21 protein-coding genes, 13 tRNA genes, 1 rRNA gene and 1 other annotated feature are annotated in these 21,826 nt (G+C 33.3%); of the genes, 30 read left to right on the top strand and 5 right to left on the bottom strand.

Annotated elements, in window-relative coordinates; translation table 11 throughout:
* The 26 genes from rrf to AC1RPR_RS03560 form a co-directional block, all read left to right on the top strand.
* Positions 1-76 (top strand): 5S ribosomal RNA (rrf, locus tag AC1RPR_RS03685); the annotation flags it as partial.
* 17 nt (positions 77-93) lie between these two features.
* Positions 94-166: transfer RNA gene (locus AC1RPR_RS03680), tRNA-Asn, on the top strand.
* A gap of 17 nt (positions 167-183) precedes the next feature.
* A tRNA-Ser gene (locus AC1RPR_RS03675) sits at positions 184-272 on the top strand.
* Between the two features lie 9 nt (positions 273-281).
* Positions 282-353 (top strand) — tRNA-Glu (locus AC1RPR_RS03670).
* Between the two features lie 22 nt (positions 354-375).
* A tRNA-Val gene (locus tag AC1RPR_RS03665) sits at positions 376-448 on the top strand.
* 5 nt (positions 449-453) lie between these two features.
* Positions 454-526, top strand: a tRNA-Asp gene (locus AC1RPR_RS03660).
* Positions 527-532: 6 nt separating this feature from the next.
* Positions 533-605: transfer RNA gene (locus AC1RPR_RS03655), tRNA-Phe, on the top strand.
* 17 nt (positions 606-622) lie between these two features.
* A tRNA-Gly gene (locus AC1RPR_RS03650) sits at positions 623-693 on the top strand.
* Positions 694-704: 11 nt separating this feature from the next.
* Positions 705-779: transfer RNA gene (locus AC1RPR_RS03645), tRNA-Ile, on the top strand.
* A 12-nt stretch (positions 780-791) separates the two neighbouring features.
* A tRNA-Ser gene (locus tag AC1RPR_RS03640) sits at positions 792-879 on the top strand.
* Positions 880-892: 13 nt separating this feature from the next.
* Positions 893-964 (top strand) — tRNA-Glu (locus tag AC1RPR_RS03635).
* A 12-nt stretch (positions 965-976) separates the two neighbouring features.
* Positions 977-1,050, top strand: a tRNA-Met gene (locus AC1RPR_RS03630).
* Positions 1,051-1,052: 2 nt separating this feature from the next.
* Positions 1,053-1,125, top strand: a tRNA-Asp gene (locus AC1RPR_RS03625).
* 76 nt (positions 1,126-1,201) lie between these two features.
* On the top strand, positions 1,202-2,389 hold the full coding sequence (metK, locus tag AC1RPR_RS03620) for a methionine adenosyltransferase (protein ID WP_481761151.1): 1,188 nt from the start codon (positions 1,202-1,204) through the stop codon (positions 2,387-2,389).
* 63 nt (positions 2,390-2,452) lie between these two features.
* Entirely contained in the window at positions 2,453-3,916 is a 1,464-nt protein-coding gene (locus tag AC1RPR_RS03615; RefSeq protein ID WP_481761152.1) for an MDR family MFS transporter, read from the top strand.
* Positions 3,917-3,944: 28 nt separating this feature from the next.
* Positions 3,945-4,150: a binding site (T-box leader), on the top strand.
* A gap of 56 nt (positions 4,151-4,206) precedes the next feature.
* On the top strand, positions 4,207-6,621 hold the full coding sequence (gene leuS / locus AC1RPR_RS03610; protein WP_481761153.1) for a leucine--tRNA ligase: 2,415 nt from the start codon (positions 4,207-4,209) through the stop codon (positions 6,619-6,621).
* A gap of 154 nt (positions 6,622-6,775) precedes the next feature.
* Positions 6,776-8,425, top strand: coding sequence for a putative polysaccharide biosynthesis protein (locus AC1RPR_RS03605; RefSeq protein ID WP_481761154.1), 1,650 nt, complete (start codon positions 6,776-6,778; stop codon positions 8,423-8,425).
* Between the two features lie 13 nt (positions 8,426-8,438).
* Positions 8,439-9,152, top strand: coding sequence for a pseudouridine synthase (locus AC1RPR_RS03600; protein WP_481761155.1), 714 nt, complete (start codon positions 8,439-8,441; stop codon positions 9,150-9,152).
* 169 nt (positions 9,153-9,321) lie between these two features.
* Positions 9,322-10,719 (top strand): dipeptidase PepV, encoded by a 1,398-nt coding sequence (gene pepV, locus AC1RPR_RS03595; RefSeq protein WP_481761156.1) that lies wholly within the window; start codon positions 9,322-9,324, stop codon positions 10,717-10,719.
* 436 nt (positions 10,720-11,155) lie between these two features.
* Positions 11,156-11,926: an ATP-binding cassette domain-containing protein gene (locus AC1RPR_RS03590; protein WP_481761157.1), complete on the top strand. Its 771-nt coding sequence runs from the start codon at positions 11,156-11,158 to the stop codon at positions 11,924-11,926.
* Between the two features lie 137 nt (positions 11,927-12,063).
* A complete protein-coding gene (locus tag AC1RPR_RS03585; RefSeq protein ID WP_481761158.1) occupies positions 12,064-12,744 on the top strand; it encodes a hypothetical protein in 681 nt (226 codons plus the stop codon).
* Positions 12,745-12,895: 151 nt separating this feature from the next.
* Positions 12,896-13,405, top strand: coding sequence for a hypothetical protein (locus tag AC1RPR_RS03580; protein ID WP_481761159.1), 510 nt, complete (start codon positions 12,896-12,898; stop codon positions 13,403-13,405).
* An 8-nt stretch (positions 13,406-13,413) separates the two neighbouring features.
* Positions 13,414-13,746 carry a hypothetical protein gene (locus tag AC1RPR_RS03575; RefSeq protein WP_481762171.1) on the top strand — a complete coding sequence of 111 codons (333 nt, stop codon included), beginning with the start codon at positions 13,414-13,416 and terminating at the stop codon, positions 13,744-13,746.
* A gap of 110 nt (positions 13,747-13,856) precedes the next feature.
* Positions 13,857-14,015: a hypothetical protein gene (locus AC1RPR_RS03570; RefSeq protein ID WP_481761161.1), complete on the top strand. Its 159-nt coding sequence runs from the start codon at positions 13,857-13,859 to the stop codon at positions 14,013-14,015.
* Complete coding sequence (locus AC1RPR_RS03565; RefSeq protein ID WP_481761162.1) at positions 14,015-14,209, top strand: hypothetical protein; 195 nt, start codon at positions 14,015-14,017, stop codon at positions 14,207-14,209. Before AC1RPR_RS03570 ends, AC1RPR_RS03565 begins: the two co-directional genes overlap by 1 nt.
* Positions 14,210-14,539: 330 nt before the next feature.
* Positions 14,540-14,788, top strand: coding sequence for a hypothetical protein (locus AC1RPR_RS03560; protein ID WP_481761163.1), 249 nt, complete (start codon positions 14,540-14,542; stop codon positions 14,786-14,788).
* 103 nt (positions 14,789-14,891) lie between these two features.
* Here AC1RPR_RS03560 and AC1RPR_RS03555 read toward each other — a convergent pair whose 3' ends face one another.
* The 5 genes from AC1RPR_RS03555 to AC1RPR_RS03535 form a co-directional block, all read right to left on the bottom strand.
* A complete protein-coding gene (locus tag AC1RPR_RS03555) occupies positions 14,892-15,419 on the bottom strand; it encodes a hypothetical protein (RefSeq protein WP_481763393.1) in 528 nt (175 codons plus the stop codon).
* A gap of 191 nt (positions 15,420-15,610) precedes the next feature.
* Positions 15,611-15,694 (bottom strand) — tRNA-Leu (locus AC1RPR_RS03550).
* Between the two features lie 8 nt (positions 15,695-15,702).
* Positions 15,703-15,981: a hypothetical protein gene (locus tag AC1RPR_RS03545; RefSeq protein ID WP_409022736.1), complete on the bottom strand. Its 279-nt coding sequence runs from the start codon at positions 15,979-15,981 to the stop codon at positions 15,703-15,705.
* A 103-nt stretch (positions 15,982-16,084) separates the two neighbouring features.
* The gene (locus tag AC1RPR_RS03540) at positions 16,085-16,333 is read right to left on the bottom strand and encodes a hypothetical protein (protein ID WP_057973335.1); all 249 of its coding nucleotides are present in this window, start codon (positions 16,331-16,333) and stop codon (positions 16,085-16,087) included.
* 114 nt (positions 16,334-16,447) lie between these two features.
* Positions 16,448-16,972, bottom strand: a complete 525-nt coding sequence (locus AC1RPR_RS03535) for a GNAT family N-acetyltransferase (protein WP_481761164.1) — start codon at positions 16,970-16,972, stop codon at positions 16,448-16,450.
* Between the two features lie 104 nt (positions 16,973-17,076).
* Here AC1RPR_RS03535 and AC1RPR_RS03530 point away from each other — a divergent pair, with 104 nt between their 5' ends.
* The 4 genes from AC1RPR_RS03530 to AC1RPR_RS03515 all read left to right on the top strand — a co-directional run bounded on the left by AC1RPR_RS03530 (position 17,077) and on the right by AC1RPR_RS03515 (position 21,771).
* Positions 17,077-17,523, top strand: a complete 447-nt coding sequence (locus tag AC1RPR_RS03530) for a universal stress protein (protein ID WP_481761165.1) — start codon at positions 17,077-17,079, stop codon at positions 17,521-17,523.
* Between the two features lie 114 nt (positions 17,524-17,637).
* On the top strand, positions 17,638-17,961 hold the full coding sequence (locus AC1RPR_RS03525; protein WP_481761166.1) for a hypothetical protein: 324 nt from the start codon (positions 17,638-17,640) through the stop codon (positions 17,959-17,961).
* 322 nt (positions 17,962-18,283) lie between these two features.
* Positions 18,284-18,643, top strand: coding sequence for a hypothetical protein (locus tag AC1RPR_RS03520; protein WP_481761167.1), 360 nt, complete (start codon positions 18,284-18,286; stop codon positions 18,641-18,643).
* A 179-nt stretch (positions 18,644-18,822) separates the two neighbouring features.
* Complete coding sequence (locus AC1RPR_RS03515; protein WP_481762172.1) at positions 18,823-21,771, top strand: YhgE/Pip family protein; 2,949 nt, start codon at positions 18,823-18,825, stop codon at positions 21,769-21,771.
* Positions 21,772-21,826 lie beyond the last annotated feature (55 nt).

Here is a 21,826-nt window from a genome sequence, read left to right as displayed (position 1 = left end):
CGAACACAGAAGTTAAGCTTCTTAGCGCCAAGAGTAGTTGGGGGTCGCCCCCTGCGAGGGTAGGACGTTGCCATGCTTTTTTTATTATTTTATTCCGGCATAGCTCAGTTGGTAGAGCGCTTGACTGTTAATCAAGATGTCGCAGGTTCGAGTCCTACTGCCGGAGTTTTTATTTTGTAATGTGGAGAATTGTCTGAGTTGGTCTAAGGAGCATGATTGGAAATCATGTAAACGGGTTTCCTGTTTCAAGGGTTCGAATCCCTTATTCTCCGTTGCAAATTGACCCGTTGGTCAAGTGGTTAAGACACCGCCCTTTCACGGCGGTAACATGGGTTCAAATCCCGTACGGGTCATATAAAGTAAATAGTGTATGTTGGAGGTTTAGCTCAGTTGGGAGAGCGTCTGCCTTACAAGCAGAGGGTCACAGGTTCAAGCCCTGTAACCTCCATCGAAGGTCCTATGGTATAGGGGTTATTACGTCCGCCTGTCACGCGGAAGATCACCGGTTCAAATCCGGTTAGGACCGTTTAATGGCTCAGTAGCTCAGTTGGTAGAGCAATGGATTGAAGCTCCATGTGTCGGCAGTTCGATTCTGTCCTGCGCCATTTATTTATAATATTTTGCGGGTGTAGTTTAGTGGTAAAACCACAGCCTTCCAAGCTGTTGTCGCGAGTTCGATTCTCGTCACCCGCTTTTATGATTTTGGGCCTATAGCTCAGCTGGTTTAGAGCGCACGCCTGATAAGCGTGAGGTCGATGGTTCGAGTCCATTTAGGCCCATCAATAATTTATGGAGAAGTACTCAAGTGGCTGAAGAGGCGCCCCTGCTAAGGGTGTAGGTCGTGAAAATGGCGCGAGGGTTCGAATCCCTCCTTCTCCGTTTTTCGTGTTATGACCCGTTGGTCAAGTGGTTAAGACACCGCCCTTTCACGGCGGTAACATGGGTTCAAATCCCGTACGGGTCAGTTTAATATTATCGCGGGATGGAGCAGTCTGGTAGCTCGTCGGGCTCATAACCCGAAGGTCGTAGGTTCAAATCCTGCTCCCGCAATTGGTCCTATGGTATAGGGGTTATTACGTCCGCCTGTCACGCGGAAGATCACCGGTTCAAATCCGGTTAGGACCGTCACAGGTATTATTGGAACCTAAACTTTTATAGTTGAGGTTCTTTTTTTAATTTTATTTACTTTAAGGAGATAAAAATGACTGAAAAACATCTATTCACGTCAGAATCGGTATCAGAGGGTCATCCGGATAAGGTTGCAGATCAAATAAGTGATGCAATATTAGATGCACTTTTAGAAAAGGATCCTAATGCTAGGGTTGCTTGCGAAACAACTGTAACAACTGGTTTAGTTCTTGTAGTTGGTGAAATATCAACAAATGCCTACGTTGATATTCAGCAGGTAGTAAGACGAACTATTAAGGAAATTGGATATATTAATTCACAAGTTGGTTTTGATGGTGATAATTGTGCTGTTATGGTTGCTATAGATGAACAATCTCCTGATATTGCATTAGGTGTTGATACATCTTTAGAAACTAAAAACGGTGATTTAGATCCTTTAGATCAGATTGGTGCAGGTGATCAAGGATTAATGTTCGGATATGCGGTAGACGAAACACCGGAACTCATGCCATTACCGATTTCAATTAGTCACAAATTAATGCAACGTGTTGCAAGTTTACGAAAAAATAAGGAATTAGAATACTTAAGACCTGATGCTAAGGCACAGGTAACTGTTGAATATAATGATAAAGGTCAACCATTTAGAATTGACACTGTTGTTATTTCTACACAACATGATGAAAAAACGGAATTGAAACAAATTCAAGATGATATGATTGAAAAAGTAATTAAAGTTATTATTGACCCTGATTTGTTGGATTCAGATACAAAGTATTATATTAATCCAACCGGACGATTTGTTATCGGTGGTCCAAAGGGTGATGCTGGACTTACTGGAAGAAAAATAATTGTTGATACATATGGTGGATATGCACATCATGGTGGAGGTGCTTTCTCCGGTAAAGATGCAACAAAAGTTGATCGTTCAGCTAGTTATGCTGCTCGCTATATTGCAAAAAATATAGTTGCAGCTAAAATTGCATCACAGGTTGAGGTTCAACTTGCGTATGCAATTGGGGTTGCTCAACCTGTATCAATTAATATTAATACATTTGGTACATCTAAATATGACGAATTGGATTTAGTTCAAGCTGTTCGTAAAATTTTTGATTTACGGCCTGCAGGAATTATTGAAATGTTAGACTTACGTCGCCCAATATATAAACAGACAGCAGCATATGGTCATTTTGGTCGTACAGATATTGACTTACCTTGGGAAAAAACAGATAAGATTAAAAGTTTACTTAACGAATTAAATTAAAATAAAAAATGACTTTATTAAATATCATTTTAATAGAGTCATTTTTTATTTAGGAGGTACTTTATGAATTCAAAAACAAATGTAAAATTAGTTACAATTGCTATATTTGTAGCAACATTTTTAACAGCCGTTGAAGGAACAATTGTTTCAACAGCTATGCCAACTATTGTTGGTGAACTTCATGGTGTTTCATTAATGAATTGGGTTTTTTCAATATATTTATTAACTAATGCCATGATGACACCAATATACGGTAAGCTCGCAGATGTTTTAGGACGTAAACCAGTATTTATTTTTGGTCTTGTCATATTTTTGGTTGGTTCAACTCTCTGTGGATTTTCTAATAGTATGGCCACATTAATTATTTCGCGGGCTATTCAAGGTATCGGGGCGGGTGCTATAATGCCAGTGTCATTTACTATAATTGCTGATATTTATTCTGTGGACAAACGTGCTAAAATAATGGGATTAAACGGATCTGCTTGGGGTATAGCGTCAATAGTTGCACCATTGTTAGGTGGTTTCATTGTTGATCATCTTAATTGGCACTGGGTATTTTTCATTAATTTACCTATTGGGTTAGTGACGATAGCAATGATACAAATTTTTTTCAAAGAAAAGCGAAGAATTATGAGTTCAAAAATAGATTTTTTAGGCAGTATATTATTAATGCTTAGTATTTTATCTATTTTATATAGTTTTCAACGTTGGGGCGATGATGGTATAGACCTGATTGTTTTAATTTCTTTCTTTATATTTATTATGTCGCTTTTATTATTTATTCAATGGGAAAAAAGAGTTGAAGATCCAATTATTTCATTGAAACTTTTTAATAATAGAACATTTGTGATTCAAAATGTAGTAGCAGCATTAATATCTGGATTTTTAATTGGATTTGAAGTTTATATACCAACATGGACTCAAGGAATATTAGGATTAAAAGCATCAATGGCAGGATTTGCAGTAACACCCAGTTCCATCTTATGGATAGCTGGTTCCTTTTTTGCTGGAAGTATGATGGCAGCTTGGACACCAAAAAAAGTTTTATCGATTAGTCTATTTTTTATTTTAGTGGGTGCCATTGCACTAGGTACTTTGCCTATAAATACACCTTTTTATCTTTTCTTTATCATTTCGGCTGTACTAGGGATTGGATTTGGGATTACCATTACAACTACGACAGTTACTGCACAGAGTTTAGTACCACAGGCTGACGTAGGTGTGGCTACATCATTTAATACTTTAAGTCGTACATTAGGACAAACATTAATGATTTCAGTCTTTGGGATCATATTTAATACACAAATGCATAAGGAAATAGTAAAAACACCTGGAACAAAGGACAGCATGATGGATATTTTAATTAATCCGCAAACGGCTAACCAACTACCGCAACATTTAATACCAAAATTACGTGAAGTTTTGTATCAAGGTCTTCATGGGATATATATAGCAGGTATTTTTATTGTAATTCTTGCAATTATTATTAATTTATTCGATAAAAAGACTAAAGATTATTTGCAATAACAGGGTTCGTTTGCTACACTAAAAATAATATAAAACGATTAAGAGGAACTAGTAAAGTAACTAACTATTTCAGCGAGTATATGGGAGTGGAAATATACATAGTTGGTTATTTGAACTCATCCTTGAGTTTTCTCACTGAACGGTAGTAGGTGCGAACGTTATTTCACGTTATGAAAAAGAGTCAGTATTTTATACTGGAATAATAGGTGGTACCGCGGAAAATTCGTCCTATAGAAGTTTATCTTCTATAGGACTTTTTTGTATATATAATCAGAAAGGAAGTAATACACATGGCATATAACCATAAAGAAATCGAACAAAAATGGCAAGCATTTTGGGATGCAAATCAGACATTTAAAACGACTGAAGATCCTGAAAAGAAAAATTATTATGCATTAGATATGTTTCCGTATCCATCCGGGCAAGGACTTCATGTTGGACATCCAGAAGGTTTCACGGCTACAGATATTTTGGCTCGAATGAAGAGAATGCAAGGATTTAATGTCTTACATCCAATGGGATGGGATGCCTTTGGTCTTCCAGCTGAACAGTATGCACTTGATACTGGACATAGCCCTAAAGCATTTACTAAAACGAATACTGATAATTTTAGGCGTCAAATTAAATCCTTGGGACTTTCATATGATTGGAGTCGTGAGTTAAATACGACTGATCCTGATTATTATAAATGGACACAATGGATTTTTGAAAAATTATATGAAAAAGGTTTAGCGTATGAAGATGAAGTTGCCGTTAACTGGAGTCCTGATTTAGGAACTGTTGTTGCTAATGAAGAAGTTATTGATGGTAAAACAGAACGTGGCGGGTACCCAATTGTCAGAAAACCAATGCGCCAATGGGTCTTAAAAATTACTGCTTATGCTGATCGCTTACTTTCAGATTTAGACGATTTAGATTGGCCAGATAGCATCAAAGAGCAACAAAGAAATTGGATTGGAAAATCAACTGGTGCTAGCGTTAACTTTAAAGTCGATCAACATGATGATATAAAAATTGATGTCTTTACGACACGTCCTGAAACTATTTATGGTGTTTCTTATATTATTGTCGCACCAGAATTAGATATAATTGATAAAATTACTATTGATTCTCAAAAGGATGCTGTTAAGGCTTATCAAAAAGAAATAGAAGTTAAGTCAGATTTAGAGAGAACTGATTTAGCTAAAGATAAAACTGGGGTATTTACTGGTTCTTACGCAATAAATCCTGTAAATGGTAAAAAATTACCAATTTGGATTGCTGATTATGTTCTAGCATCGTATGGAACTGGTGCTGTTATGGCAGTACCTGCACATGATGAAAGAGATTTCGAATTTGCAACTAAATATGGATTGGATATTTTACCCGTTATAGAAGGACCTGAAATAACTGATGAAGCAAATACTGAACCTGGTAAATATATTAATTCTGGTTTTTTAAATGGCTTAGTGAAAGCTGATGCTATCGAAAAAGCTATTGCTTGGATGGAAGATAATAACATTGGTGAAAAGAAAACAAATTATAAATTACGTGATTGGTTATTTTCAAGACAACGATATTGGGGTGAACCAATTCCTATTATTCACTGGGAAGATGGCGAAACAACAACAGTCCCTGTAGATCAGTTACCACTTGAATTACCTGAAGCAACGGATATTAAACCCTCTGGAACAGGTGAGAGTCCATTAGCCAACTTAACTGACTGGATTAATGTTGTCGACGAAAATGGGCGTAAAGGTAAACGTGAAACGAATACGATGCCACAATGGGCTGGTAGTTCATGGTACTTTGTTCGTTTTATTGATCCACATAACCCTAATGAAATTGCTGACCATAAAAAGTTAGAAGAATGGTTACCTGTTGACGTTTATGTTGGGGGTGCAGAACATGCTGTGTTACATTTGCTATACGCAAGGTTCTGGCATAAATTCTTGTACGATATTGGCGTTGTACCTACTAAAGAGCCGTTCCAAAAGTTAGTTAATCAAGGGATGATTTTGGGCGATAATCATGAAAAAATGTCTAAGTCTAAAGGTAACGTGGTTAATCCAGATGATATCGTTGAACGTTTTGGTGCGGATACTTTGCGCCTTTATGAAATGTTTATGGGTCCATTAGATGCCTCAATTGCTTGGAGCGAAGATGGGTTAAATGGTTCGCATAAATTTATTGAACGTATTTGGCGTTTAATTATGGATGAAGATAATCAAATTAGCGCAGCTATTGTTGATAAAAATGATGGTGAACTTGATAAGATTTATAATCAAACAGTAAAAAAAGTAACTGAAGATTACGAAGCACTTCATTTTAATACAGCTATTTCACAATTGATGATTTTTGTTAATGAAGCTTTTAAAGTTAAATCGTTAGCTAAAGAACAAGTTGAAGGATTTATTCAATTGATTGCACCAATAGCGCCACACATGGCTGAAGAAGTTTGGTCGTTGTTAGGAAATAAGGAATCAATTAGTTATGCTGCATGGCCAATATTTGATGAAAGTAAACTTGTTGAAAATACAGTTGAAATTGTCTTACAAGTAAATGGTAAAGTGCGTCAACATAGCGTGGTTTCAAAAGATGCAACTAAAGATGAATTAGAAAAAATGGCTTTAAATGATGACAAAATTAAAGAAGAACTTGAAGGTAAAACAATTCGAAAAGTAATTGCTGTCCCTGGTAAGTTAGTTAATATTGTCGCAAATTAAAGCTTTAATTTAAGTAAACGGGGACTACAAAATTATCGATATTTTGTGGTTCCTATTTATTTTTGGTTAAAATTCAAAAAATAAATTGCAACTGAATTTTAAAAGCTATAAAATGGTAAGATTAAGTATGATCAGAAAGTAGGGTACAAAAGTAATGGATGAAGATATCGAAGTAGAGGGCCAAGCAGCTTCTGAACAAAATGACGCTAAACAAAAGATGTTGCAAGGATCAGCTTGGATGACTGCTGGTAGTATTTTTTCAAGAGTTTTAGGGGCAATTTATATTATTCCATGGAATATGTGGTTGGGACCAGATAGATTACAAGCTAATGCACTTTATAGTATGGGTTATAACGTTTACAGTTTCTTCTTAATGATTGCTGTTGCTGGTGTTCCTTCAGCCGTAGCTAAGCAGGTTGCGCATTACAATGCACAAAATGAATATGGTATTGGAAGACGCCTATTTAAATATGGGATGGCTTTAATGGCGATTATGGGTGTAGTCTGTGCAGTAATATTATGGATTATCGCACCATACATTACAAGTGGTGATAAGAATGTGATTCCAGTCTTTAGATCCTTATCTTGGGCATTATTGATTATTCCTATGATGAGTTTAATACGAGGCTTTTTTCAAGGCTATCAGGAAATGGCTCCGTCAGCAATTTCACAGTTCTTTGAACAAATTGCTCGAGTTATTTATATGCTTGCCGCAACTTTTATCATCATGAAAATTAGTCATGGTAGTTATATTACAGGTGTAACGCAGTCAACTTTTGCGGCTTTTATTGGGGCCTTAGGCGGAATGCTAGTTTTAGTATGGTATTTTTATCGTCGAAAACCAGAATTGGATCGATTAGTTGCCAATAGTGATAATAAGTTAACAATTTCTACCAAACAAATTATTAAAGAAGTTATCAGGGAATCTATTCCTTTTATTATTATTGGCGCTGCCATTACGATTTTTGGATTGATTGATCAGTATACCTTCTTTGGTATTATGAGCCATGTTACAAACTACTCACGAACGATTCAAAATGAACTGTGGGCATTATTTAGTTTTAATGCTAATAAATTAGTTATGATTATTATTTCTATTGCGTCTGCCATGTCTATTACAGCTATTCCGTTATTATCTGAGGCATATACAAGAAATGATAAAAAGGCTTTGAGTGAACAAACTTCTGACACCTTACAATTGTTCTTTTTCGTAATGTTACCTTGTGCCTTAGGGATGGCAGCTGTTGCTCACCCACTATATGTTGTTTTCTATGGGTATGATCCAGTTGGAATCTATGTTTTACAATTTTCAGCGTATGAATCAATCTTCTTAGGATTATTCACAGTTGTTTCTGCTATTTTACAAGGTGTTTATCAAAATAAAAAAGCAATTATATATTTTGTCGTTGGAGTGGTAGTTAAATTAATTGTTCAATATCCATTAGTAGCTTGGTTAGGTGCCTTTGGGCCATTAGCAGCTACAGGGATCGGGATGGGCGTAAGTTCATGGCTAATGATTCGCTCATTACACAAAATGTTCCATTTAAATGTAAAATTAATACAAACAAGATTAAATAAAATGATGCTTTATGCACTAATAACATTTTTTACCGCATTTATAGTAGTAAAAATTGCTTATCTATTTTTACCAATAGACAGCCGAATTAGTGCAATTATCACAATTATTGCTGCCGCTGGATTAGGTGGCTACATATATATTTACTTCAGTTTAAAAACAAGATTAGCCGACAAAATATTGGGCGAACGGGTTGCTGGATTACGCCGTAGATTGAGAATTAAGTGAGGTTTAATTTAAAATGAGAATTGATAAATTTTTGACGGAAACGCAATTTGGTACAAGAAGTGATGTTCGAAAAATTATTAAACAGAAGAAAGTGATTGTTGATGGCGAGTTAATCACTAGCATTAAACTTCAGGTTAGTCCATCAAAATCGGTTATTCAGGTAGATGGTGATGTAATTCACTATCAAAAATATTATTATTATCTTTTAAATAAACCAGCAGGTGTGTTAACGGCAACTAAAGATAGGAAACAAAAGACAGTGATGGATTTGTTCAATAGCGTCGATTATCGGGATGATTTATTTCCAGTTGGACGGTTGGATAAGGATACAACTGGACTATTGCTTATTACAAATGATGGACAATTAGGTCATCAGATGTTGTCACCAAAACATCATATCGATAAAGTGTACTTTGCTAAAGTTGATGGGCAAGTGACTACTGACGATGTGATTAAATTTGAAACCGGATTGCTATTAAAAGATGGGATGCAAACTAAACCTGCAAAATTAATTGTTGAATCTTATAATAGTGATTCAAATATCTCAGAAGTTTTAATTACGATTACTGAAGGTAAGTATCATCAAATCAAACGAATGTTTGGAGCTATCGGTATGAAAGTTATCAGACTTGAACGTAAAAAAATGGCTACTTTAGAGTTAGAACCAACGCTATCGTTAGGCCGCTATCGTGCTTTAACAGATGAAGAAATTGAATCAATCAAATAGAAAATTGTTGGCGTAACTAGCCAGCAATTTTTTATTATTTTATTTGTTTTTGATGTTCCTTTATTGAGTAGTAAGGTCTATCAATATATCTAACTGAATACGCTTTTAAATACCGATTATTAAAATTTTGTGATAAAATGGGCTTACTAATATTTTAGGAGGAATTCAAATGAGTATAGATTGGAAAGCAGAAGTTGAAAAGCGTCAAGACGCCTTATTAGAAGATTTATTTGCAATGTTAAAAATTGAAAGTGTTCGTGATGAATCAATTGCAACAACTGAAGCACCTTTAGGTCCAGGACCTAAAGCTGGGTTAGATAAATTCTTAGAAATTGGAACGCGTGATGGTTTTGAAACATTAAACCTTGATGGTTTAGCCGGACATATCGAATTTGGTGAGGGGGATGAAACGTTAGGTATTTTAGCTCACGTTGACGTTATGCCTGCTGGTAACGGTTGGGATACTGATCCATTCACACCAGTCGTGAAAGATGGTCGAATTTATGCTCGCGGTGCCTCAGATGATAAAGGACCAGGAATGGCTGCATATTATGGTTTAAAAATCATTCAAGAATTAGGATTACCAGTTTCTAAAAAAGTTCGATTTATTATTGGAACGGATGAAGAAAGTGGTTGGAGAGGAATGACTCATTACCTTGAAAATATGCCTGAACCTGATTTTGGATTTTCACCAGATGCATTTTTCCCAATCATTAATGGTGAAAAGGGAAATATTACTTACTTCTTAAACTTTAAAGGATCAAATGGAGATAAGGATCAATTGCTTGAATTTGATGCTGGCCTCCGTGAAAATATGGTTCCTCGCGATGCTAAAGCTGTTATTAAAACAGAAGACGGCGCTGAGATGGAAGAAGTATTTAACGATTTTATTGCTGCTAATATTGTTACAGGTAAAATGGAACGCAATAATGATATTGTGACTATCTCGATGGTAGGAAAAGCAGCCCATGCACAAGAACCTAAAAATGGAGAAAATGCCGGAACTTTCTTGGCATTATTCTTGAACCAATTTAATTTTGGTGGGGATGCTGCTAACTATCTTCGTTTGGCTGCTGATTACTTACACAGAGATTCACGTATGAACAACTTTAGTATTGCCTTCACTGATGATATCATGGGCGATTTAACGATGAATTCTGGAATTTTCACATTTAAAGCTGATAAAGGTGGACAAATTGCCTTGAATTTCCGCTTCCCTAAAGGTATGACGGAAGTAGATATTAAACGTGGTCTTGAAAATGTAACAAATGAAATGAATGTTGTAATTGAAGCAGGTAGGTTACAAGGACCTCATTACGTTTCACCAGAAGATCCTTTGGTTAAAACATTATTAGGTGTTTATACGAAACAAACTGGCGAAAAAGCTGAAGGTTTAGTCGTTGGTGGTGGGACGTATGGTCGTCTCCTAAAACGTGGTGTTGCTTTTGGTGCAATGTTCCCAGGTGTACCTGATACAATGCATCAGGCCAATGAATTTATTCCTTTAGATGACGTGCTGAAAGCTGCTGCCATATATGCTGAAGGAATATACGAATTGATCAAGTAAATAATTAATTTTATATACTTGTATGATACTAATATACATTTAGGATGGCTTTTTTTAAAAGATTTATCATCTTTAAAGTATCGTTAATATGTAATCATTTGTAAAAAATAATGTAACCTATACCCCTAATGTTGAAAAACGTTAGGGGTATTTTTATGATTAAATTTCCACTTTAATACAAAATTTAAACCGTTTAAACATAGTTAATGGGAACTAAATTGAAGACGTAAGTTAGTAAACAGTATGGTATCAGTAGAAGCGTATTTTCAGTCTTCGTCACAATATTTGAATTAAAACTTCAAAATATTATGTAAGCGATTAACATGGTGTTATAATAATTCTGGTTCAAAGTTTGTTTTTAGTTTACTATGTATCAGATTATATTCAATTTGTTCGTGGATAGAATGAAAAATAGTCACTTTTATGAGGTGGTCAAATGAAGTTAGTAGTAGATAATGTATCAAGAGGAAGTATTCTAAAAGACGTTTCTTTTTATCTCAATCAAGGAGATAAAATTGCTCTCGTTGGTTTAAATGGATCAGGAAAAACAACCATTCTGAATATTATGATGGAGTTATTAATGCCATCAACGGGGAAAATAATTAAAACTAATGTTAAATTAGCGACTGTTTTTCAAAACAATGTTCTTGATGATGATTTGACCGTTATTCAAAACTTACGTTTCAGAATTAAAAATAAAGAAAAAATAAAAAGTATTCAGGAAAAAATGAAAAACTTGAACATCAATGAGTCCTTAAAGTATTCTAGCTTATCTGGTGGGCAGAAACGTATTGTTAATTATTTAAGAGCGATTGCTGTAGAGCCGAATTGCTTACTATTAGATGAAATGTCAGCTGGAATTGATGTTGATATACGTCAATTAATTTGGAATGATCTTGATGAGTATTTAAAAGAGAATAATTGTGGTGTGTTATTTACTACTCATCTATTAAGCGAATTAGAAAATGCCAATAAAATTATTTTCGTATCAAATGGAACTGTTAAATATTTTGGAGAAATGGTTACATTTATGAATAAAATTTCAAAAGTTAAATTAATTTTGAATAAAACTGAAGATGATAGGTATTTTAATACGTCTGCAGAAGCAGTGAGATTTATTGAAGATAATCATTTGATAAATGAAAACTTTGAAATAAGAAAGGCAACCTATACTGACTTATTTAAAAATATGGAGGAAGGAATTTAAGGATGAATAAACAGTTTATTCAAAGAAACATTCTAATTTTCATAAAAGATAAAGTTGGTATCTTTTTTTCATTTTTAGGTATGGTTATAAGTCTTGTAATTTATATATTTTTTCTTCGCTCTAATTTAGTCGATTCTTTGGCTGGAATTAATCATAGTGAACAGTTTATTGATACATGGATGATTTCTGGGTTGATTTCTATTGTCTCAATGACTAGTACACTAATCGCATTTGGTCAAAAACTGGAAGATAAAAAGAATAAGAGATTAGATGATTTTATTGTTAACAGTCAAATAAAAAGTAGTACAATTAATCAATTGTATACTTTGACGTCAGTCATGGAAGGTATTGTGTCGACATTTATTTTCTCATTAATATGTTATGCGTATCTATCTCTAACTTATCATTATAATGCTTATAATGTAACATTTTTTGTAGTATTTCTATTTAATGTTTTACTAATTGTATTTTCAAGTTTACTGTTTTCATTGGTGACAGATTTTTTAAATACTACGTCTAGTTTTTCATCATTGTCAGCAATTGTTGGTACTATGTCCGGTTTTCTTTCAGGAACTTATATTGTTTATGGGGATCTTCCAGCTTTTATGCAGCATACTTTAAAATTGTGGCCTGGTTATCAAATCGCAGCTATTGCACGCTATGAAAGTATTAAAAATATCAGGATAGGAAATAACTCTATTTTGTTCTCGTCACTAGGAATTAGTTCTGATTTTTTGCAAGCTATACTTATAACGATTATATTTGGAATACTACTAATAATTATTTCAATATTTACAAATGTTTATCATAAAGATTGATTTTAATTTGAAAAAAAGAACCTTATGTTACCTATATGTTAATATCAGTTCTGCTAATTTCAAAGAGTTGATTATAAAGAAAATTAATAAATAGAGGATGAAAACAAATCAAAAAGAGATACTCGAGGGTGGCGATTAAAATATTCGTTCAATGCAACGAAATTTAAATAAAAATTATACAGCTTATTTTGGTATTCTACCTAGCGATGGTATTTATGGAACGAGAAACATATGTTTACACGCTAAAAGAAACAAAATAAATAATTTCTATGTTTCAAATATGTCAACGGGATGGAGTGGAAACTTAGGGTTCCCAATGCCTGAGGGTTGGGACTTTGATCAATTTACTGAATATACGCATGGTGGAGTTGATATTGATCAAGTCTCTTCATCAGGTAAGGATTTAGGCTGTAAGAATTTTGATGTATCGGAGGATATATCTGTAAATAAGGTGACACATCGATTTATTAAATCAGTGCAAATGTTAAATTCTTTTAAAGATATAACATTTGAAATGGGAAAAACATATGGTCCTACGGTTCTTCCAGGGATAGATGCATGGCTTACAGTTAAAGATAGTTGGAGTGTAGAGACAGGAAATTCATCTTCTCCATTTACCATTCACAATGGTAAATGGAGAGTTCTTTTCAAAATGATATAGCTGATATAATGAAGATTAAATATGGTGTTATTAATTATTTAGATACCATGGGAATAGTTAATCGTATTGCGGGTAATCTCCAAAACGGGATGTTAATAATGGGAGTTGCAACAAGGGCAGAAGAACCTTGGCAAATTGGTATGAAGATAACGTATAATGAATCATATACAGAGGGTGATGAAAGTAATAAAATATCAGATACGATTGAAATTTATTATAAGCAACCAGTGGTTAGTCCCATATATCCCGAAGTTTCGTATAATTATGTTTATGATATAGTTAGTGGATTGGAAATTGTCGGAGCATGGATTGTTATTGGTCAGCGGTTATCATGGCTGTAGCGTTTGTTGCTTCTATACCAGAATTATTAGTAGCAGCTCCAGCAGTTGCTGCTTTTGGACTTTTGGTTGATACATTGCCACAAGAATAAAGAATATAGGAGATAATATAGATGGCAATTCCAGCAATGCTAACGGTGTTATTATTTGTGTTTATGATGAATTTATATCTTACTCTTTCTATAGTAAGGATAAAAAAGTCAATAAATAATGGTAATAAAAAGATTGAGAAAGAAAAAGATAGATTAAAAGAATTTAGAGGAGATAAATAATGAGCGAGCCTAATTTATTTATTATTTTATTTGTATTATTTTTAATCTTTATCGTACAATTTGTATATTTTTTAAATATTAAAAATAAATTGCTTGAATTATCGTATGAAATAACTAAAATTAGGGAAGAATTACTAAACATAACAATTGTTAAAGTTTTGAATTTAGAAAAAAAATTAAAAGATAAAGAATAAATGTATGATAAAAAACAAGGTATTCAGATATATTTCTGATCCCCTTGTTTTTTATCTAAAGTAGGTAGACAACAAACTGAATAGTTTAGTGTCTATACTGAGTATGTAGTATAATTACTACGATAAGTTAGTCTTAAAACTTAGACATTAAACAACTACATAAATAAAGCGTAGATATGAATGTGTATCAACGTTATTTAATATATTTTTGAAGGAAAGATAGAAACTGGAATGAGAAAAGCATTAGTTAAACATTTACATTTTAATGATACAGTTGCTTATTGGACAGCACATACGATTGTTTTTATTTACCTGTAAGGAGATGAACTAATGCAAATACAACCTATTTTTTGGGCAATTATCGCGATATTAATAACAGTTTTCTTTCCTTCACGCCAATGGTTAGAACGACATCATTTAGATTATTTTATTCTTGTTACGTACGTAATAATATTAATAGTAATGGTTGTAGCCATACCTTATAGAAAAAGTACTGGCTTGAATGAGATTTATATTGTGAGTGCTTTTATCATCTATGAACTAGGCTATTTATTTATATATAAAAGATTAAAAAAATAAATTAACGTGAGAAAAAATTGTAGAAGAACATTTCTACAATTTTTTATTTGATTAGATAATTTAAAAAGCAAACTCTTTAATAATTAAGGAGTTTGCTTTTTTGTTAAACAGAGTGTATTAAATCAGGTATTGATCTACCATATTTTATTAGCTTGGTATAAATATCAGGGTCTGTATGAGGTAGGTCTTTCCTGTCTGTATATATATAATTACCGAACGGGTCTGTATAGACGATACAATATACACAGTGCCTAGACATGCCCATATCAGGTAACGGATAGCTCATCGTTATTGGTTCACTTGCTAAGGCGAGAATCCTAGGGGTACCAAAATCATTGTGGTTTTTAAAAAACTGCTTAAAATCAGGTAACACGACAGAACTTTCATTCATAGTAGGAATGATGATAACATCATGAATAACATAATTTGAATAGTTTGTAATGGTTACCTGAGGTATCCCTGTTTCAGTAGAGTAAGAACTAGCAGATGCCGTAATACGCGATGATATTTGAATAATATTTTTTTGCCTTTCATATTGTTCTTGACGCTTACTTATTTTATTGCTGTTGTGAGAAAGAAATAGCACTAAATATTGCGGCGGAGGCAGCAAAAATGGCTGGTAAAGTCGCAACGAAAGATTGTAAATAAGTCATAGTATTTTTTCTCCTTTTTAAATAGTATATGAAACATATTCATTTTATTAATTAAAAAATCCAACTCGTAAATAAATACGAATTGGATCAATATATACGGTAAATTAGATGTTAACCACACAAAAACCACATAAAAGTTGGTTAAACGATGGTATATCAATGATAACAATGCGCCTGACAGGAATCGAACCTGCACTTGGAAACCCAAACAGCGATCTGAACGCTGCGCGTCTGCCAGTTCCGCCACAAGCGCAAAATAAATTACTTTGAAAACTCAATAACAGTACCGTAGCCATGTAAAACTAAGAATCTTGGGGCAATCGTTACACGAACAGTTTGTGGTTCGAAATGAACGTTAATAATCCCGTCGCCACCTTTATTAATTGCGCGTTCTGCTAGTTCTGCTTGGACACGATCATATAAGGTATCAAAATCATCTACACGATCAATTTCATCGGCTTCTAGTACAATCTTGGCTGTCGCATTAACGATGCCTTTAATAGCATAAGAACGGTTAACATCTCCGGTTGTTAAGAACATATAAATCACTCCTTGAGTAATAGTTTAAGATAAAAATGCTAGATTGACAAGGATTAAAAAAACTAGCCTCAAGAGTTAGTCTCAACTAGGCTAGTTTTGTAGGTTACATGAAGATACGGTAGTTACGTTTATTAATTGAAATTAATTCTTTAGCCTTACTCTTTGAACTGAATTTAAGTAAATTTTTGATTAAACGTTCTAATTTTTCGTCATCTTTAGAAACTTTTTCAAAAATATCATTGTCAATCTTTATTGTTAGATCTTCCTTTTTGCTTGGAACCTTAAATGTTTTAGAAGTTTCATCGCTTGTGATGAAGTTTTTCTCAAGATCTGCTAATAAATTTTTGCTCATATGTTTTCTTCCTCCAGTTTCTTACTATATTAATCATAACACCTAGATGACTAAAATCATAGGAAATGAAAAAAGATAAAAATGTTATTAAGAGAATTAGATAATAATTTTGCTTTATAAATCTAATTTTGAAAGTATTGCAGGGATGTCGACTCCATCAGGGCTTTTTAAGATTAGCGATTGTTTATCAGTGAAATTAAATTTTTCCAATAATTTTTGATTTACTTCTTCTTGTTCGTATTTCAGCGTTTGTACATTGGTAAACTGTTCAGATTTAAAAGATTTAAGCAGGGCTTTTAATAAATGTGTCGCGATACCTTGTTGTTCTTCGTTTTTCGAAACTAATAATAGACCAATCCAAACGGATTGAACTTCAGGATAATCTGTTAAAAAATCAATCATAGCTACTAATTTATCTGCTTTGAAGAAGCCCAGTGTCCATTTTTGATCACTTTTAACTGACAACGGGATCGAAGTTAAATCAGATTTTATTTCTTCAATGGCTAAATCTTGTTTACCTTGGAGTTTTAGGTAAGTAGATTGACTTTTTTCTAATTCTAACATTTGAGTTAGATCTTTTTCGGTTAACTCTCGAACCACGTAGGGGGCACTAAAAATAGAAATCCTTTTTAATAACATACTGAAAACCTTCTTTATTTCAAATTTTGTAGGTAAAACGCTAACATCTAATACAATTTTAATGATATACTGTAACTACAAATAAAAGATATGGGGTGGCAAATATGGAACAAGAATATAAAAATATTTTAGTCCCAGTTGATGGATCAGATTCAGCTGAAAAAGCATTAAAGCGTGCAGTAGAAAGTGCTAAAGCAAACCATGCACATTTAGATATTTTAAACGTAATTGATACGCGTCAATTTTCTGTAAGTTTTTCAGGAATGATGGATGGGGGCGGTTCAATCGTCTATCAGACTTTTGAAGATACAGAAGCATATATGAATGAATTAAAAGAAGATATTGTAAAAAATGGGTTTACAGATGTTGATATTCATATTCGTTTTGGTAGTCCTAAAACAGTAATTGCCAAAGATTTTATTGAAGATCATCATTCAGATTTAATTATCATGGGTCAATCTGGCTTGAAGGCAGTGGAAAGAATGTTAATGGGTGCAGTTACAAATTACGTTACTCGTTTAGCACCTTGTGATGTCTTAGTTGTTAAATAATAAAGAGGGTTGCGTAATTTAGCAACTCTTTTATTATTTATAGGACTAACTCAGTATAAAGTAAAAATGAATTAAAAAATAGTCATATTAGATTAAAAGAGAGAAGGGGTACTGGTGGAAATAGGTTTATATTTAGTTATGGCAATTTTGATTATTTATAATGTTAAGTTGTCTCTACAATTAACTAAAGTGCGTCAAGCTAATGTTAGAACTGTGGACTCACTAGGTCCTGAAGAGACTAAAATATTAGCAGACTACGCAATTGAGAAACGAAAATGGCAAGTCCTTGGCAATGGAATGTTCTTTTTAGCTCTCGTTTGCGCTTTTATTGGAACAACAATAGAAACGAGTTATTTTGTAACACTTTATGTTGTAACAATGATTGCTGTGAATCGTTCAAGAATAAGAGTCAATAAGCTGTTATTATTAGATAATTAATGTTGCATTAAAAGTCTATATCTTAAATTAAAGAATTCACAAAAGTTAGGTATAAGTAACCTAATTTTTGAGGAACTTAATATTTGGGAAAGGCTTATTTTTTTTAAATGAATAAATGTTGTGACATGTTAGCTGATCTTAGAGAGAATTTCGTATGTGTAGTGGTGCCATCCAGATGACTAACTTTATAAAAAGTAGTTTAGCATGGTAAAACAGATTTTTTAAATTAATGGTTAATAAATAGTAAAGATTCTTACTGAGCATCAATGTTTTTAAGTAACTATGATATTCTAAAATTAAGCGAAATTCCTGGAGGGTTATTGTGAAACGATTTAAATATTATTCAATTTCCTTGTTAAAGGGATTAGCGTCTTTAATTATTCTTTTAGCAATTGGAAATTTGATAGGTCCATCTAATTGGCGGTTATTAATTAATTATTATTTAATTTTGAATTTTTTAACTTTTTATCCATATAATCTCGAGTTAAATGGATTAAATAAAAAATTAGTGCAAAAAGTTAAAATTGACGAGGTAGAGGAACCACACTCTAGACAAGAAATGAATACACGTAAAGTATCAACTGAAAATTTAACGCGCTTATTAATTTATGTCATGCAATTTGCAGGGTTAATCCTAATTGCTCCTGGTCAATTCATGTATTACTATTTAATCAAAAATTGAATTTTAATGATATCTCCACTGTTGATTAGATGACAGTGGGGATATTTTTTTAGAAAATTATTTGACAAAAGAATCAAAAACACATATAGTCATAATATCGTTAATGAGGTTAACGGAACGAATAATCGTTAATGCCATTAACTAAAAAGAGAGGGTGGATAATTTTGTTCAAAGAATTTATGTCAAAGAATAAGAGGTCAGTTGCGTATATCGCAATTGCATGTTTAATTCCAAGTTTAATTGCATATGGAACCTATAAGTTAGTTTCAAGTAAGCAACAAATGGACACAGGAAATTTAAAAGTAGCTATTATAAATAACGATGAAGAAGCATCATTTAATGGAAAATCAATTGACGTTGGTAAGGAAGTTACTAAAATTCTTAAAACCAATAAACAAGCCAAATGGGAGTTTGTTAGCGCAGAAACTGCGAAAAAACATTTAGATTCAGGCGATTATACAATGTCAGTTACATTGCCAAGTAATTTTTCAAAAAACGCAACAACTGCACTTGATGAAACGCCAAAAGTGAGTTTGTTAAAAACAAAACAATCAGATACAAATAACTATGTTTCGCAATTGATTACAAAACAGGTTGCAGAACAATTGAAATCACAAGTTTTAACTAATATCCAAAAAGCGTATGATTCTGCATTACTTGGTTCCGTTAAACAATTAGGTTCAGGTGTTAAAGAAGCCTCAACTGGTGTAAAAACGTTAAATAAAGGAACCGTTAAATTAAAAAATGGTAGTAAAGAAGTTACTAGAAATTTAAATACATTGGCAACAAGTATGGTGACCTTTGATAAAGGTAATCAGACATTAAAAACAGGATTAAATACTTATACAACTGGGGTTGATACTTTAGCTGATGGTGTAAATACCTATACAACTGGTGTAGGTACACTGGTGAATGGTAATAATCAATTAGCCTCAGGAATTAATACACTTGTTGCTAGTGCACCAACCTTATCAAATGGTGTGACTCAATATGTTGATGGGAATAAAACATTAGATGCGGGACTTTCTACGTTGCAAACTGGCGGATCTACATTAGCAGCTGGTGTAGGCACGTTAGCAACTGGTGCAACTACATTAAATTCGAACTCGAATGATTTAAATAATGGTGCGAAAACATTAGCTGCAAGTATGTCAGGTAGCCAATCGTTACCGATGGCGGTAGCAGGTTTAACAGCATATTCAACTGGTATTAAAACTGGTGTAACTCAAATTCAAACAAGATTAAAATCTCGTAGCGAAATTATTAATCATATTCCTGAAATAATTCAACAAATTAAAGATACAAAGCAAGGATCAAAAGAATTAAAAGCTGAACTTGAAGAAATTTCAGGATCAATTGAAACATTACAAGCATTACCTGGATTAGTAACAAAATTGATGGCGGCAGGGGATAAATTAACAACTGTTCAAACTCAAATGAATGCAATTAATTCAGATACAACACAAAAGATGTTTAGTTTGACATTAGCTAAAGGTCAGGCATCGACTTCTAACAAGAAGGTTCGTACGATGATTAATGACTCAACAACAATGAGCCAAAAAGAAAAAGACACTGTTTTACAACAAATCACAAAAACAGATACAGCAATAACAACTGTTGGTACAAATATAACTGGGGTAAGTAAAAATTTAACAGATACAAAAGCGATGTTAGAGGCAGTGATGAGTGATGTAGGTGGCTTAATGGCTGAATTTAAATCAACAATGGGTGATGTAGATCTTAAAGCCATGTTGGAAAAATTTGCTAAAATTTCGACACAAGCAACTGCATTATTGAGTAATACTGATACCTTGACGAGCGATTCAATGATTGGTCTTTTAGGTGATACAAAAGACTTGAGTGATCAAATTGATTCATTAGTGATAGCATCAAATGCTAATGCACAAGTTGCTGGTAAATTAAATGCTAGTGTTAATGGTGCTGGTGTTGATGTTACAAGTGAAAAAACAATTAATGCAACAATTAAGAATTCAATCATGACAGGTAGTATTAACAAATTGTCAGCTGGTATCTTAGGATATACAGCAGGAACAGGACAAGTAACTGATGGTATTAATCAATTAAATAGTAATGTACCAACTTTAATAACAGGTGTTACTGCTTTAAGAGCAGGATCGCAAAAACTTGTTACAGCAGGTGGACAACTTGAGGCAGGAACACAAACGTTAGTTTCAGGTGGTACACAATTGAAAGCAGGATCTGATAAGCTTGTTAGTGGTGGTACACAATTGACAACTGCTAGTACACAATTGACAGATGGAAGTTCGAAATTAAAAGCGGCAAGTACACAATTAACAGATGGTGATACACAATTGGCAGCTGCTAGTCCTCAATTAGTTGATGGCTCACAAAAATTAGCTGATGGGTCTAAACAAGTAACATCAGGATTGGATACAGCTAATGATGGTGTAACATTATTAAATACTAAATTAGCAGCAGGAGCATCACAGGTTGGTAATATCAATTCATCTCCAAAAAATGTGGCTCAATTCGTTGAACCTGTTAAAACAGAAACTGAAAGTGACAATCTCGCTAAAACTTTGAAAAATACATTTGCCCCATTAGTGATTGTTTTATCATTATTTGTCGGTGCAATTGTAACTCAATTAATTTTATTCAGATACCGTAAGAAGAATGAATTATCACAAAACTGGTTACAGAACCTTTTCCTAATGTTATTTATTTCTGTTATTCAAACAGCAGGAGTTCTCTTATTAACATTATTCTTTAGTGTAACAATTGAACATCCAATTAGTTTCGTAATCTTTACGTTCTTATCGGGAATAATCTTTACTCTTTTATGTGTGGTAATTGACGAACTCCTTGGAACAATGGGTATTCTCTTATCTTTAGCATTACTACTCGTACAATTAGTGATTACAGGACAAGTTATTCCAAATACGATGTTATCAAATGCTTATCAAGTATTTGCAGAGTTCTTACCTGTTACACATGTATTAAATGGCTTCACATATGCAATTAATAGCCAAGGTTCTGGTATGATTGGTTCAGTGCTTGCATTACTTGTTACAGCCGTAGTACTGGGTGTGGTTTGGACGTTTGTAAATCGTAAACAATTAACGGTATCAACTGAAAAAGAAAAATAGAGATACAGTTGATTAGATATAGTAATTAACCGCGTTTTATGCTAAATTTAACTGT

The sequence above is a fragment of the Dellaglioa sp. CoH-57-MRSF-22 genome, from assembly GCF_056781895.1.
This window is presented reverse-complemented; position numbering and strand designations above follow the sequence as displayed.

Excerpts from the sequence above, each read along its gene's own strand:
- AC1RPR_RS03605 (WP_481761154.1), top strand. The coding sequence starts at position 6,776 with ATGGATGAAGATATCGAAGTAGAGGGCCAAGCAGCTTCTGAACAAAAT.
- AC1RPR_RS03560 (WP_481761163.1), top strand. The coding sequence starts at position 14,540 with ATGCAAATACAACCTATTTTTTGGGCAATTATCGCGATATTAATAACA.
- AC1RPR_RS03570 (WP_481761161.1), top strand. The coding sequence starts at position 13,857 with ATGGCAATTCCAGCAATGCTAACGGTGTTATTATTTGTGTTTATGATG.
- AC1RPR_RS03535 (WP_481761164.1), bottom strand. The coding sequence starts at position 16,972 with ATGTTATTAAAAAGGATTTCTATTTTTAGTGCCCCCTACGTGGTTCGA.
- AC1RPR_RS03545 (WP_409022736.1), bottom strand. The coding sequence starts at position 15,981 with ATGTTCTTAACAACCGGAGATGTTAACCGTTCTTATGCTATTAAAGGC.
- pepV (WP_481761156.1), top strand. The coding sequence starts at position 9,322 with ATGAGTATAGATTGGAAAGCAGAAGTTGAAAAGCGTCAAGACGCCTTA.
- AC1RPR_RS03615 (WP_481761152.1), top strand. The coding sequence starts at position 2,453 with ATGAATTCAAAAACAAATGTAAAATTAGTTACAATTGCTATATTTGTA.
- AC1RPR_RS03580 (WP_481761159.1), top strand. The coding sequence starts at position 12,896 with ATGCAACGAAATTTAAATAAAAATTATACAGCTTATTTTGGTATTCTA.
- AC1RPR_RS03600 (WP_481761155.1), top strand. The coding sequence starts at position 8,439 with ATGAGAATTGATAAATTTTTGACGGAAACGCAATTTGGTACAAGAAGT.
- metK (WP_481761151.1), top strand. The coding sequence starts at position 1,202 with ATGACTGAAAAACATCTATTCACGTCAGAATCGGTATCAGAGGGTCAT.
- AC1RPR_RS03590 (WP_481761157.1), top strand. The coding sequence starts at position 11,156 with ATGAAGTTAGTAGTAGATAATGTATCAAGAGGAAGTATTCTAAAAGAC.
- leuS (WP_481761153.1), top strand. The coding sequence starts at position 4,207 with ATGGCATATAACCATAAAGAAATCGAACAAAAATGGCAAGCATTTTGG.
- AC1RPR_RS03530 (WP_481761165.1), top strand. The coding sequence starts at position 17,077 with ATGGAACAAGAATATAAAAATATTTTAGTCCCAGTTGATGGATCAGAT.
- AC1RPR_RS03540 (WP_057973335.1), bottom strand. The coding sequence starts at position 16,333 with ATGAGCAAAAATTTATTAGCAGATCTTGAGAAAAACTTCATCACAAGC.
- AC1RPR_RS03575 (WP_481762171.1), top strand. The coding sequence starts at position 13,414 with ATGAAGATTAAATATGGTGTTATTAATTATTTAGATACCATGGGAATA.
- AC1RPR_RS03515 (WP_481762172.1), top strand. The coding sequence starts at position 18,823 with ATGTCAAAGAATAAGAGGTCAGTTGCGTATATCGCAATTGCATGTTTA.
- AC1RPR_RS03565 (WP_481761162.1), top strand. The coding sequence starts at position 14,015 with ATGAGCGAGCCTAATTTATTTATTATTTTATTTGTATTATTTTTAATC.